Genomic DNA, 12,926 nt, shown 5'->3' with positions numbered 1-12,926 from the left:
TCTGTCTACTCAGGCCAATACCACCCTGTAGTTGGCGCGAGAGGCATAAAAAAACCCGCATCGCTGCGGGTTTTTTCTAGCCCGGGTGTCAGTTGACCTTGGCGGCCAGCTCACCCTTGAGGTAGCGCTGGAACATGCCTTCCAGGGAGATCGGCTTGATCTTGGAAGCATTACCGGCAGTACCGAAGGCTTCATAACGGGCGATGCACACATCACGCATGGCCGTTACGGTGGCACCGAAGAACTTGCGCGGGTCGAACTCGCTCGGGTTCTGTGCCATCAGGCGGCGCATGGCACCGGTAGAGGCCAGGCGCAGGTCGGTGTCGATGTTGACCTTGCGCACGCCGTGCTTGATGCCTTCGACGATTTCTTCAACCGGCACGCCGTAAGTTTCTTTAATCTCGCCGCCGTACTGGTTGATGATCGCCAGCCACTCCTGCGGAACCGAGGAAGAGCCGTGCATCACCAGGTGGGTGTTAGGGATGCGCTTGTGGATTTCCTTGATGCGGTCGATCGCCAGGACGTCACCGGTAGGTGGCTTGGTGAACTTGTAGGCGCCGTGGCTGGTGCCGATGGCGATGGCCAGGGCATCGACCTGGGTCTTCTTGACGAAGTCCGCAGCTTCTTCCGGGTCGGTCAGCATCTGGCTGTGGTCCAGCACGCCTTCGGCACCGATGCCGTCTTCTTCGCCGGCCATACCGGTTTCCAGCGAGCCCAGGCAACCCAGCTCACCTTCAACGGAAACGCCGCAGGCGTGGGCCATGGCCACGGTCTGCTGGGTGACACGGACGTTGTATTCGTAGTCGGTCGGGGTCTTGCCGTCTTCACCCAGCGAGCCGTCCATCATCACCGAGCTGAAGCCCAGCTGGATCGAACGCTGGCAGACGTCAGGGCTGGTGCCGTGGTCCTGGTGCATGCACACCGGGATGTGCGGGAATTCTTCGATCGCGGCCAGGATCAGGTGGCGCAGGAACGGGGCGCCAGCGTATTTGCGGGCACCGGCCGAGGCCTGGACAATCACCGGGGAGTCGGTCTTGTCGGCGGCTTCCATGATGGCGCGCATCTGCTCGAGGTTGTTGACGTTGAAAGCCGGTACGCCGTAACCGAACTCGGCGGCGTGGTCCAGCATCTGGCGCATGCTAATGAGTGCCATTGTGTATCTCTCTCCCGACAAGCGTCGTTTTAATCGTGCAAGCCTGCCGCAGTGGCGGTTGCTATTCAAGTAGTGTGGGTCGCCATCACGCGGCCCGGCCAGTCACGGTGCCTTGCAGCCCCGCCCTATCAAATCGTTGGTGGCGACCCAGTACACCAGGCCTTCGTCACCTTTGCTGTGGAACGCCAGCACGCCATCGCTGTACAAAGAACCCGAGGCGCCCGGCTCAGCCTTGAGCCGGTAAACCTGGTCACCGCCGCCCAGACGAACATCGACGTCCTGCTGGCTGCTGTCGGCAAAGCGCCAGAGCACTTCGACCTGGCTGTCACACACCCAGCGCGTCCAGTTATCCGACGGCACCGATGCCGGTGAAGACGTGAAGCTTGCGCATCCGCCCAGTACTGCCAGGGCCATCACGGCCACGACACCTTTCATCCAATATCCTCTAGCAGACCACAAACTGGCCGGTAGGTTGCCATCAACCGATCAAGGGCAACCCTGAGCCCGGCGCTGGTGTTCGTCGTCGTATTTTTCCAGGCCATCCGGGCCGAGCCGCTTGTTGATCACCGGGACGGTTTCCGCCTGCCATTCAGACTGATAGCAGCCACCTTTCGGCGCGCCAGAGTTATCAGTCGCAGGCTCCGGGGTGCTGGAGCAAGCGCCCAGCATCCCGACCAGGACAAACACAGGCAATCGCTTGACCATCAGGTCGCTCCCTTTGCCAGGCGCTGAGCGGATCAGGCCTTGGCCCGTTGTTCCAGTACTTCCACCGCTGGCAGGACCTTGCCCTCGACGAACTCGAGGAACGCGCCGCCACCGGTAGAAATGTAGGAGATTTGCTCGGCAACGCCATATTTGTCGATGGCGGCCAGGGTATCGCCACCACCGGCGATGGAGAAAGCAGCGCTTTCGGCGATGGCCTGGGCCAGTACCTTGGTGCCGTTACCGAACTGATCGAACTCGAACACGCCAACCGGGCCGTTCCACAGGACGGTTTTCGACGACTTCAGCAGTTCGGCGAAGTTGGCTGCGGTTTGCGGGCCGATGTCCAGAATCATGTCGTCTTCGGCAACGTCAGCGACCAGCTTCACAGTGGCTGCAGCGCTTTCGGCGAATTCCTTGGCAACCACGACATCAACCGGCAGCGGCACGTTGACCTTGGCGGCGATGGCTTTGGCGGTGTCGATCAGGTCAGGCTCGTACAGCGATTTGCCGACCGGGTGACCGGCAGCGGCCAGGAAGGTGTTGGCGATGCCGCCGCCGACGATCAGCAGGTCGCAGATCTGGCTCAGGCTGTTCAGTACGTCGAGCTTGGTCGAGACTTTGGAGCCGGCGACGATGGCGGCCATTGGCTTGGCCGGGGCTTTCAGGGCCTTGCCCAGTGCATCCAGTTCGGCCGCCAGCAGCGGACCTGCGGCAGCGACTTTGGCGAACTTGGCGACACCGTGGGTCGAGCCTTCGGCGCGGTGAGCGGTACCGAACGCGTCCATCACGAACACGTCGCACAGGGCAGCATATTTCTGCGCCAGCTCGTCGGCGTTCTTCTTCTCGCCTTTGTTGAAGCGTACGTTCTCGAACAGCACGATGTCGCCGGCCTTGACCTCGACACCGTCCAGGTAGTCGGCAACCAGCGGTACTTCGCGGCCCAGGGCCTTGCTCAGGTAGTCGGCAACCGGCTTGAGGCTGTTCTCGGCCGAGAATTCACCTTCAGTCGGGCGGCCCAGGTGCGAGCAGACCATCACGGCCGCGCCTTTTTCCAGCGCCAGCTTGATGGTCGGCAGCGAAGCCAGGATACGCGCATCGCTGGCCACCACACCGTCCTTCACAGGCACGTTGAGGTCTTCGCGGATCAGTACGCGCTTACCTTGCAGATCGAGGTCGGTCATCTTCAACACGGTCATGAATGCAGTCCTTCAGGGCTGTTTACAAGTGGAGCGGGTTTGATTGACGACGTGCAGATAATGATCGGCAACGTCGAGCATACGGTTGGCAAACCCCCATTCGTTGTCGAACCAGGCCAGCAGGTTGACCAGCCGGGGGCCGGAAACGCGGGTCTGACTGGCATCGACAATTGCCGAATGAGGGTCATGGTTGAAATCACAACTGGCGTGCGGCAGTTCAGTGTAGGCCAGCAAGCCCTTGAGCGGTCCGCTCAGGGCGGCGTCACGCAACACCTGGTTGACCTCGGCCGCAGTGGTATCGCGGGCGGTCTGCAAGGTGATGTCCAGGCACGACACGTTGACGGTCGGCACGCGTACGGCTTTGGCCTGAATTCGCCCGGCAAGTTCCGGGAGCAGGCGCTCGATACCGCGGGCCAGCCCGGTGGACACCGGAATCACCGACTGGAACGCCGAACGGGTGCGGCGCAGGTCTTCGTGGTGATAGGCATCGATGACAGGCTGATCGTTCATCGCCGAGTGGATCGTGGTGATCGATACGTACTCAAGGCCAAAGGCCTGATCCAGCACACGCAGCAGCGGCACACCGCAGTTGGTGGTGCAGGAGGCGTTGGAGACCAGACGCTCGCTGCCGTCCAGGCAATCCTGGTTGATGCCGTAGACAATCGTCGCATCGACGTCCACTTCACTGGCCATCGGTTGCGAGAACAGCACCCGCGGTGCACCGGCGTCGAGGAAGCGCTGGGCGTCGGCACGGGTGTTGTAGGCGCCGGAACACTCGAGCACCAGGTCGACGCCGAGCGCCGCCCAGTCGATGCCTTCCGGGGTAGCACTGCGCAAGACTTTTACGCAGTCGCCATTGATATGCAGACAGTCGCCATCGACCTTCACCTCACCGGGAAAACGCCCGTGGGTGGAGTCGAAGCGTGTCAGGTATTCGATACTGGCCTGATCGGCCAGGTCGTTCAGTGCGACGATCTCGAAGCCCGCCTTCGCTCCCCGTTCAAAGAGTGCGCGCAAGACGCAACGACCGATACGGCCGTAGCCGTTGAGTGCAACTTTGTAAGGACGCGGTTGGGGCATGGGATGCTCACGGAACAGAAACATTATCTGCAACCTGCAGGAATCGAGTTGACGTCAATCGCTGGCAAGCCAGCTCCCACAGGGATCACCGCAGCCCCTGTGGGAGCTGGCTTGCCAGCGATGAAGCCGACACCAGTCCCACAGGGAAACGGGATCAGTCTTCCAGCAGCTCTTCAGCAGTACCCAGGATGTTTTCCAGGGTGAAGCCGAACGCTTCGAACAAGGCAGCCGCAGGGGCCGACTCGCCGTAGGTGGTCATACCGATCACACGGCCTTCGAGGCCGACGTACTTGTACCAGAAGTCGGCATGGGCCGCTTCGATAGCGATACGCGCACCGACCTGCAGCGGCAGTACCGATTGCTTGTAGGCAGCATCCTGGGCATCGAACACGCTGGTGCACGGCATCGACACGACGCGTACCTTGCGGCCTTGCTCGGTCAGCTTGTCGAAGGCCTGAACGGCCAGGCCGACTTCGGAGCCGGTGGCGATCAGGATCAGCTCAGGCTCGCCTGCGCAGTCTTTCAACACATAGCCGCCACGGCTGATGTCGGCGATCTGGCCAGCATCACGGGTTTGGTGCTGCAGGTTCTGACGCGAGAAGATCAGCGCCGAAGGGCCGTCCTTACGCTCCAGCGCTTGCTTCCAGGACACGGCCGATTCGACCGCGTCGGCTGGACGCCAGGTGTCCAGGTTCGGCGTGCTGCGCAGACTGGTCAGTTGCTCGATCGGCTGGTGCGTCGGGCCGTCTTCGCCCAGACCGATGGAGTCGTGGGTGTAGACATGGATTACACGCTGCTTCATCAGCGCCGACATGCGTACGGCGTTGCGGGCGTATTCCATGAACATCAGGAAGGTCGCGCCGTAAGGCACCAGGCCGCCGTGCAGGGCAATGCCGTTCATGATCGCGGTCATGCCGAATTCGCGCACGCCGTAGTACATGTAGTTGCCGCTGGCATCTTCAGCGCTGACGCCCTTGCAACCTTTCCACAGGGTCAGGTTGGAACCGGCCAGGTCCGCCGAGCCACCGAGGAATTCCGGCAGCAGTGGGCCGAAAGCATTCAGGGTGTTCTGGCTGGCTTTACGGCTGGCGATGGTTTCGCCTTTGGCCGCGACTTCAGCGATGTAGGCAGTGGCCTTCTCGGAGAAATCGGCTGGCAATTCGCCGCTCAGGCGACGCTTGAGCTCGCTGGCCAGTTCCGGGAAAGCTGCGGCGTAGGCGGCGAAACGCTTGTCCCATTCAGCTTCAACGGCTTTACCGGCTTCCTTGGCGTCCCACTCGGCGTAAATATCAGCCGGAATCTCGAACGGACCGTGGTTCCAGTTCAGTTCTTTGCGCGCCAGGGCGATTTCGTCGTTGCCCAGCGGAGCACCGTGGCAATCTTCCTTGCCCTGCTTGTTCGGCGAGCCGAAACCGATGATGGTCTTGCAGCAGATCAGGGTCGGCAGCGGGCTCTTGCGAGCGGTTTCGATGGCGGTCTTGATCTCTTCCGGATCATGACCGTCGACATTGCGGATCACTTGCCAGTTGTACGACTCGAAACGCTTCGGCGTGTCGTCGGTGAACCAGCCTTCGACTTCGCCGTCGATGGAGATGCCGTTGTCATCGTAGAAGGCAATCAGCTTGCCCAGGCCCAGGGTACCGGCCAGGGAAGCGACTTCGTGGGAAATGCCTTCCATCATGCAACCGTCACCCAGGAACACATAGGTGTGGTGGTCGACGATGCTATGGCCCGGGCGGTTGAACTGCGCACCCATGACCTTTTCGGCAAGGGCAAAACCAACGGCGTTGGCCAGGCCCTGGCCAAGCGGGCCGGTGGTGGTCTCGACGCCTGGGGTGTAACCGAATTCCGGGTGGCCCGGGGTGCGGCTGTGCAGCTGACGGAAGGCCTTGAGGTCGTCGATGGTGACGTCGTAGCCGGTCAGGTGCAGCAGCGAATAGATCAGCATCGAGCCGTGACCGTTGGACAGCACGAAGCGGTCACGGTCAGCGAAGTTCGGGTTGCTCGGGCTGTGTTTCAGATAGTCGCGCCAAAGAACCTCGGCGATATCCGCCATGCCCATAGGGGCACCTGGATGGCCGCTGTTGGCCTTTTGCACGGCATCCATGCTGAGGGCACGAATGGCGTTGGCACGCTCACGACGGCTGGGCATCGCTTATCTCCTGGGGGCTTGAATTAATTACGAAACGAAAAAAGGCGGCCATTTTCGCCCAGGCACGCCCCCGGGGGCAATGACGGATGGTCGATGCGGCATGATTTTCCTGCGATTGAGCGAAGAATCAGGCGTTAAGCCGGGCAAACAGCCGGATCGGTCGTATTGTCCTGCGACCAATTGCCCCGCTTATCGTGCAATATCAAAACTTTTTGATATTGCTCTTGCGGCGCTGCTACGGCCTGACTAGACTGCCGTCCCATGAATCTACCCGCCCCCTCGATCCGTCCCGAGCAAAGCGAAGACCTGGCTGCCCTGTGCAAAGCCAGCGGCGACCCGCTGCGCCTGAACGTATTGCGGGTGCTGGCCAGCGACTCGTTCGGCGTGCTGGAGCTGGCGCAGATCTTCGCCATCGGCCAGTCGGGCATGAGCCACCACCTCAAAGTCCTGGCCCAGGCCGGACTGGTGGCAACCCGGCGCGAAGGCAATGCAATCTTCTATCGCCGCGCCCTGCCCGATGGCTTGCGCCTGGGCGGCAAGCTGCATACGGCGCTGCTCGAAGCAGTCGATGGCTTGAGCCTGGCGGATGAAGTGCAAGAACGTATTGGCCAGGTCCAACAGCGCCGGGCCGCCACCAGCCAGGACTTCTTCCTGCGTGTCGAAGAGAAATTTCGCGCCCAGCAGGACCTCATCGCCGGGCTGCCCCAGTACCGCGAAAGCCTCCTGGCCCTGCTCGACAAACTCAGCTTCGGCGCTGATGCCTGTGCCCTTGAAGTCGGCCCTGGCGATGGCGAATTTCTTCCCGAGCTGGCCCGGCGTTTTGTCCGGGTCACCGCACTGGACAACAGCCCGACCATGCTCGAGCTGGCACGCCAGGTCTGTCAACGCGAAGACCTGGCTAATGTGAACCTGCAGTTGGCCGATGCACTCAGTGCAACGGATGTGGAAGCCGACTGCGTAGTGCTGAACATGGTCCTGCACCATTTCAGCGCCCCGGCCGAAGCCCTGCGGCAGCTGGCCAACCGTGTGAAAGCAGGCGGCAGCCTGTTGGTAACAGAGTTGTGCAGCCACGACCAGAGCTGGGCCAGGGAGGCCTGTGGCGATATCTGGCTGGGCTTTGAGCAGGACGACCTGGCCCGTTGGGCCAGTGCTGCGGGACTGGCGCCCGGGGACAGCCTGTATGTGGGCTTACGTAATGGTTTCCAGATCCAGGTCCGCCATTTTCAGCGACCGGCTGGCGACACTCAACATCGGTAAATTTTAGGAACCCGTCGAGATGAGCGAATACTCCCTTTTCACCTCCGAGTCCGTGTCTGAAGGGCATCCGGACAAAATCGCCGACCAGATTTCGGACGCCGTGCTGGACGCCATCATCACCCAGGACAAATACGCACGCGTAGCCTGCGAAACCTTGGTGAAAACCGGTGTAGCGATTATCGCGGGTGAAGTCACCACCTCGGCCTGGGTCGACCTGGAAGAGATCGTCCGTAACGTCATCGTCGACATCGGCTACAACAGCTCCGACGTTGGCTTCGACGGCGCCACTTGCGCAGTGATGAACATCATCGGCAAGCAATCGGTAGACATCGCCCAGGGCGTTGACCGCAGCAAGCCGGAAGACCAGGGCGCTGGTGACCAGGGCCTGATGTTCGGTTATGCCAGCAACGAAACCGACGTGCTGATGCCAGCCCCTATCTGCTTCTCGCACCGCCTGGTCGAGCGTCAGGCCGAAGCACGCAAGTCCGGCCTGCTGCCGTGGCTGCGTCCGGATGCCAAATCGCAGGTCACCTGCCGTTACGAAGGCGGCAAAGTGGTCGGCATCGACGCCGTGGTCCTGTCGACCCAGCACAATCCTGAAGTCTCGCAAAAAGACCTGCAGGAAGCAGTCATGGAGCTGATCGTCAAGCACACCCTGCCTGCCGAACTGCTGCACAAGGACACCCAGTTCCACATCAACCCGACCGGCCAGTTCATCATCGGCGGCCCGGTGGGTGACTGCGGCCTGACCGGCCGCAAGATCATCGTAGACAGCTACGGCGGCATGGCCCGTCACGGCGGTGGCGCGTTCTCCGGCAAGGATCCGTCCAAGGTTGACCGTTCCGCCGCTTACGCCGGTCGTTACGTGGCCAAGAACATCGTCGCCGCCGGCCTGGCCGAGCGCTGCGAGATCCAGGTTTCCTACGCCATCGGTGTAGCTCAGCCTACCTCCATCTCGCTGAACACCTTCGGCACCGGCAAGATCTCCGACGACAAGATCGTCCAGCTGGTACGTGAGTGCTTCGACCTGCGTCCGTACGCGATCACCACCATGCTCGACCTGCTGCACCCGATGTACCAGGAAACTGCCGCCTACGGTCACTTCGGCCGTATCCCGCAGCAGAAGACTGTCGGCGACGACACCTTCACCACTTTCACCTGGGAACGTACCGACCGCGTCGACGCCCTGCGCGCCGCTGCTGGCCTGTAAGGGTGAGCGGCAAGCGTTAAGCTGCCAGCGACAAGCGAAGCCCTAGCCGAGTGATCGGTTGGGGCTTTTTTGTGACATATCGGCTGACAACTCACGGCGATGTCCTGAGCGTCAATTGCCTAGGCTGAGGATTCCATATCGCCAAGCAAGGATGCTGGCCATGTTGCCCAAACTGCTCGTTTATCTGCTGCTTGCCCTGTACTTATCCACAAGCCATGCCGAGGAATGCCCCGCCTGGCCAATCGACCAGGCGCGCAACGAGACCGATCGGTTGCGTGAGACCCTGGCCAACTGGGATGAGCATTACCATCGTCTGGGCCTCTCACTGGTGGCAGACGAGATCTACGACCAGAGTCGGCAGCGCCTGAACCATCTTCAGGGGTGCTTCGACCTGCAGACCGTCGCCAACCCGCTCACCAGCGCCCGCGGGCCGATACCCCATCCCGTTGCGCACACTGGCGTCGACAAGCTGGCCGACGATCAGGCAGTCGCTCAGTGGCTACACGGCAAGCAGAACCTCTGGATTCAGCCCAAGGTGGATGGTGTGGCTGTCACCCTGGTGTTTCGCCAGGGCGAGCTACGGCAACTGCTCAGCCGCGGCGATGGCGTTCAGGGGCATGACTGGAGCCGGCACATTCCTTATCTCGACGGCATAACCCGACAACTGACTGAACTACTCGATCTCACCTTGCAAGGCGAACTGTACTGGCGCCTCGACGGCCATGTGCAGTCGGCTGCTGGAGGGTTGAACGCTCGCGGCACTGTGGCCGGATTGATGTCGCGCAAGCAATTGAGTGCCGAGCTGGGTAGCGGAATCGGTCTGTTCGTCTGGGACTGGCCCGAAGGCCCTAGTTCCCAGGCCGAGCGCCTGGCCAGGCTGGCAGCGCTGGGTTTCCCCGACAGCCAGCGCTACAGCGTTGCCATCGCTACTCATGACGAAGCTGCCCACTGGCGCCAGCACTGGTACCGCACACCGTTACCCTTCGCCACCGACGGCGTAATCCTGCGCCAGGACAACCGACCGCCCGCCGAACGCTGGCGGGCAAACGCACCTTACTGGATCGCCGCCTGGAAACACCCTTTCGCCCGGGCACTGGCCGAGGTCCGCGAGGTGCGCTTCCGGATCGGCCGCACCGGCAAGATCACCCCCGTGCTGCAGCTAAAGCCGGTCATGCTCGATGACCGGCGCATCACCCAGGTCAGCCTGGGCTCATTGCCACGCTGGCAATCGCTGGACATCCGCCCGGGTGACCAGGTGGCGATCAGCCTGGCCGGGCTAACCATCCCGCGCCTGGAGCAGGTGGTGCATCGCAGCGTTCAGCGCCAGCCGCTGGAGCCTCCGGCAAGCGGGCAATTTCATGCCTTGAGCTGCTGGCAGGCCAGTCCCGGCTGCGAAGAACAGTTCATCGCCCGACTCGCCTGGCTAAGCGGCAAGCACGGGCTGGATATGCCGCGGCTAGGCGCTGCGACCTGGCGCAAGCTGGTGCAGGCGGGGCTGGTCAACACCCTGGCCGACTGGCTGAGCGTGACCGACGAGCAACTGCGCCAGCTACCCGGCGTCAGTGCAGCCAGTGCCGCGCGGCTGTTGCAAGGCTTCGACAGTGCTCGCGCTCGCCCCTTCCAGCAGTGGCTGCACGCCTTGGGGATACCCGCACCACGTGACGCTGATCTGAGCGTGGGCTGGTCTTCGCTGGCGGCCAGGACGGCCGCGCAGTGGTCTCGCGAATCCGCAATCGGAACCACCCGCGCCGAACAACTGCTGGCTTTCTTCAGCCATCCGCACGTGCAGGCGCTGGCTGCGCAACTGTTGATTCAAGACATCGAAGGATTCCAGAACATCCTCTAAAATCAGGCATCTGCAGCTGTAGGATTTTTCCTCCAATGCAATTGAAAAACCTACCAAGGGTTCCTTAATTCAGGAAATCAGGGCAGGATTCCCCCAACTTTTTGCTGCCCTGCCCCGACCAAGGAGGCTCCCATGAAACTTTTCTCTCAACTCGTATTGCTGACCGCTTTCGGACTTGCAGCGACTTCGCTGCAGGCCGCCGAGCCAGATCAAGTTCTGACGGGTTGCGCTGCAAAGAAGGCGGATATTCAACAGCAGATTGACAAGTCCGTTAACCCTTTCGAAAAAGCCGGCCTTGAGAAAGCACTGAGTGAAGTCAACGAGCACTGCACCGATGCCGGCCTGAAGAAAGAGCGCGAACAGAAAGTACTCGATGCCCGTCACGAAGTGACACAGCGCACCAAGGACCTGGACAAGGCCATGAAAAAGGGCGACGCCGAGAAGATCAACAAGCGCAAAGACAAGCTGGCTGAATCCAAGAAGGAACTGCAGCAGGCGCTGGAGGAACTCGACAAGTAAATCGCTGGACTAATCGCGGGGCAAGCCCGCTCCCACCGGTCTGGTAGGAGCGGGCTTGCCCCGCGATTGTGTATTCAATGGTTACGAAATTCGGTATGACAAGCTTTGCATGCTGCTTCAACCTTGTCCGTCGGAGCGGCCAGGTCCGCAGCCTTCAGCGGCTGGGTACGAGTGACAGCCACCAGCTCAGCGGTCGCCACCTCCAGCTGACGCGCCAGGTCCTGGAAGCGTGTCTGCTTCTCCCAGACCTCTGCACGAGCGCTGGTTTCATCGTCCTCGCGAACCTGCGGAAAATGCTTCCACGGCTCACGGGACAGGTTGTCGAGCTTGACCGCGCCGTCGGCGAACTTCTGCCCGTCGAAGGCAAGCCGCCCGCGCAGCATGCCGCCCAGGTCTTCACTGGTCTTGAGCATCTGTTTGAAAATGGTCTTGCGCTGGCCCAGTGGCGAGTTTGGATCGACACCACCACAGGCGGTCAGGGTCAGGCAGGCCAGCACTACAACAGAAAGGCGCTTGAGCATCATGGTAACGTCGGCTCACGGAAAAAAGGCGGCCAGTATCCTCGCCTCATCGCCAAAGACCAATACCCTTAATAAAACTACGGTTTGCCTGGGCAGCTGGAGCCCAGGCAAACCGCCAAGGAAACCCTGTTCATGAAATTTTCCCTGCGCCATCTGGGATGGTCGCTCTCGGTGCTGGCGCTGCTCGCCGGTTGCAACGGTGGCGGCCCGGAAAAACCCAAGCCTCACGCGCTGGCCACCTACGTCAGCAGCACCTGGAAAGACCTGCCGCAGGTCAGCGACAGTGACCTGCTGGCCGGCTTCGAAGCCTGGCGCAGTGCCTGTGAACGCCTCAAGCGCGATGCGATCTGGGCCAATACCTGCGCGGCGGCGGCCAATGTGCCTGGCGACAGCACCGAGGTGCGCAACTTTCTCCAGGCCCAGCTGGATGTCTACAGCATGCGCTCGGGCGAAAACAACGCCAACGGCCTGATCACCGGTTACTACGAACCGGTCTACCCCGGTAGCCTGAGCCAGACCGACAGCGCGCATGTCCCCGTCTATGGTGTGCCGGATGACATGATCGTGGTAGCCCTGGACAGCGTCTATCCGGAACTCAAGGGCAAGCGTCTGCGCGGTCGTATCGAGGGGCGCACCCTCAAGCCCTACGACACCGCCGAAGTGATCAATCAGCAAGGCGTGCCGGCACCGGTGCTGGCCTGGCTGACCGACCCCATGGACCTGCAGTTCCTGCAGATCCAGGGCTCCGGGCGGATCCAGCTCGACAACGGCCGCCAGCTGCGCGTCGGTTACGCCGACCAGAACGGCCACCCCTATCGCCCGGTGGGGCGCTGGTTGGTCGAGCAGGGGCAGTTGAAAAAAGAAGAAGTCACCATGGGCAGCATTCATGCGTGGGCCCAGGCCAACCCGGCACGGGTGCCGGAACTGCTGGCAAGCAACCCCAGCTACGTGTTCTTCAGCACCCGCCCGGACAGCAACGAAGGGCCACGCGGCTCGCTCAACGTGCCGCTGACGGCGGGTTATAGCGTGGCAATCGACCGCAAGGTGATTCCGCTGGGCAGTCTGCTGTGGCTCTCCACTACCCGTCCCGACGGCACCCCGGTGATACGCCCGGTTGCCGCCCAGGACACCGGCGGCGCGATCACCGGCGAAGTGCGTGCCGACCTATTCTGGGGTACCGGCGCCGAAGCGGGTGAGCTTGCCGGCAACATGAAGCAGCAAGGGCAGATCTGGTTGCTGTGGCCCAAGGGCGTGGCGTTGCCGGAAGTGCCGAAAGTGCTGTGATCT

12 protein-coding genes are annotated in these 12,926 nt (G+C 61.8%); 5 read left to right on the top strand and 7 right to left on the bottom strand.

Annotated elements, in window-relative coordinates; genetic code table 11:
- Positions 1–88 precede the first annotated feature (88 nt).
- The 6 genes from fba to tkt form a co-directional block, all read right to left on the bottom strand.
- Positions 89–1,153, bottom strand: coding sequence for a class II fructose-bisphosphate aldolase (gene fba, locus NPS47_RS19660; RefSeq protein WP_274296450.1), 1,065 nt, complete (start codon positions 1,151–1,153; stop codon positions 89–91).
- A gap of 102 nt (positions 1,154–1,255) precedes the next feature.
- Positions 1,256–1,588, bottom strand: a complete 333-nt coding sequence (locus NPS47_RS19655; protein WP_274296449.1) for an MliC family protein — start codon at positions 1,586–1,588, stop codon at positions 1,256–1,258.
- Positions 1,589–1,639: 51 nt separating this feature from the next.
- Complete coding sequence (locus tag NPS47_RS19650; RefSeq protein ID WP_274296448.1) at positions 1,640–1,858, bottom strand: hypothetical protein; 219 nt, start codon at positions 1,856–1,858, stop codon at positions 1,640–1,642.
- A gap of 32 nt (positions 1,859–1,890) precedes the next feature.
- Positions 1,891–3,054 carry a phosphoglycerate kinase gene (locus NPS47_RS19645; RefSeq protein WP_274296447.1) on the bottom strand — a complete coding sequence of 388 codons (1,164 nt, stop codon included), beginning with the start codon at positions 3,052–3,054 and terminating at the stop codon, positions 1,891–1,893.
- A 12-nt stretch (positions 3,055–3,066) separates the two neighbouring features.
- Complete coding sequence (gene epd / locus NPS47_RS19640) at positions 3,067–4,134, bottom strand: erythrose-4-phosphate dehydrogenase (protein WP_274296446.1); 1,068 nt, start codon at positions 4,132–4,134, stop codon at positions 3,067–3,069.
- A gap of 154 nt (positions 4,135–4,288) precedes the next feature.
- Entirely contained in the window at positions 4,289–6,286 is a 1,998-nt protein-coding gene (gene tkt, locus NPS47_RS19635; protein WP_274296445.1) for a transketolase, read from the bottom strand.
- A gap of 261 nt (positions 6,287–6,547) precedes the next feature.
- On the opposite strand from tkt, the gene NPS47_RS19630 reads away from it, so the two are divergent.
- The 4 genes from NPS47_RS19630 (at position 6,548) to NPS47_RS19615 (ending at position 11,118) form a co-directional block, all read left to right on the top strand.
- On the top strand, positions 6,548–7,543 hold the full coding sequence (locus NPS47_RS19630; RefSeq protein WP_274296444.1) for an ArsR/SmtB family transcription factor: 996 nt from the start codon (positions 6,548–6,550) through the stop codon (positions 7,541–7,543).
- Between the two features lie 19 nt (positions 7,544–7,562).
- On the top strand, positions 7,563–8,753 hold the full coding sequence (gene metK / locus NPS47_RS19625; RefSeq protein ID WP_038615329.1) for a methionine adenosyltransferase: 1,191 nt from the start codon (positions 7,563–7,565) through the stop codon (positions 8,751–8,753).
- A 163-nt stretch (positions 8,754–8,916) separates the two neighbouring features.
- Positions 8,917–10,599: an NAD-dependent DNA ligase LigB gene (ligB, locus tag NPS47_RS19620; protein ID WP_274296488.1), complete on the top strand. Its 1,683-nt coding sequence runs from the start codon at positions 8,917–8,919 to the stop codon at positions 10,597–10,599.
- Between the two features lie 132 nt (positions 10,600–10,731).
- Positions 10,732–11,118, top strand: coding sequence for a DUF1090 domain-containing protein (locus NPS47_RS19615; protein ID WP_274296443.1), 387 nt, complete (start codon positions 10,732–10,734; stop codon positions 11,116–11,118).
- 74 nt (positions 11,119–11,192) lie between these two features.
- On the opposite strand, the gene NPS47_RS19610 is transcribed toward NPS47_RS19615, so the two are convergent.
- Positions 11,193–11,642, bottom strand: a complete 450-nt coding sequence (locus NPS47_RS19610; protein ID WP_274296442.1) for a c-type cytochrome — start codon at positions 11,640–11,642, stop codon at positions 11,193–11,195.
- A 129-nt stretch (positions 11,643–11,771) separates the two neighbouring features.
- On the opposite strand from NPS47_RS19610, the gene mltA reads away from it, so the two are divergent.
- Complete coding sequence (gene mltA / locus NPS47_RS19605; RefSeq protein WP_274296441.1) at positions 11,772–12,923, top strand: murein transglycosylase A; 1,152 nt, start codon at positions 11,772–11,774, stop codon at positions 12,921–12,923.
- Positions 12,924–12,926: the final 3 nt, after the last annotated feature.

The organism is Pseudomonas putida, from assembly GCF_028682475.1.
Lineage (GTDB): Bacteria > Pseudomonadota > Gammaproteobacteria > Pseudomonadales > Pseudomonadaceae > Aquipseudomonas > Aquipseudomonas putida_AG.
Note: the sequence above shows the minus strand (reverse complement) of the source record. Positions and strands in the feature narration are given on the sequence as shown.

Coding starts and splice junctions, on each gene's coding strand:
- fba (WP_274296450.1), bottom strand. CDS start 1,153: ATGGCACTCATTAGCATGCGCCAGATGCTGGACCACGCCGCCGAGTTC.
- NPS47_RS19655 (WP_274296449.1), bottom strand. CDS start 1,588: ATGAAAGGTGTCGTGGCCGTGATGGCCCTGGCAGTACTGGGCGGATGC.
- NPS47_RS19650 (WP_274296448.1), bottom strand. CDS start 1,858: ATGGTCAAGCGATTGCCTGTGTTTGTCCTGGTCGGGATGCTGGGCGCT.
- NPS47_RS19645 (WP_274296447.1), bottom strand. CDS start 3,054: ATGACCGTGTTGAAGATGACCGACCTCGATCTGCAAGGTAAGCGCGTA.
- epd (WP_274296446.1), bottom strand. CDS start 4,134: ATGCCCCAACCGCGTCCTTACAAAGTTGCACTCAACGGCTACGGCCGT.
- tkt (WP_274296445.1), bottom strand. CDS start 6,286: ATGCCCAGCCGTCGTGAGCGTGCCAACGCCATTCGTGCCCTCAGCATG.
- NPS47_RS19630 (WP_274296444.1), top strand. CDS start 6,548: ATGAATCTACCCGCCCCCTCGATCCGTCCCGAGCAAAGCGAAGACCTG.
- metK (WP_038615329.1), top strand. CDS start 7,563: ATGAGCGAATACTCCCTTTTCACCTCCGAGTCCGTGTCTGAAGGGCAT.
- NPS47_RS19615 (WP_274296443.1), top strand. CDS start 10,732: ATGAAACTTTTCTCTCAACTCGTATTGCTGACCGCTTTCGGACTTGCA.
- NPS47_RS19610 (WP_274296442.1), bottom strand. CDS start 11,642: ATGATGCTCAAGCGCCTTTCTGTTGTAGTGCTGGCCTGCCTGACCCTG.
- mltA (WP_274296441.1), top strand. CDS start 11,772: ATGAAATTTTCCCTGCGCCATCTGGGATGGTCGCTCTCGGTGCTGGCG.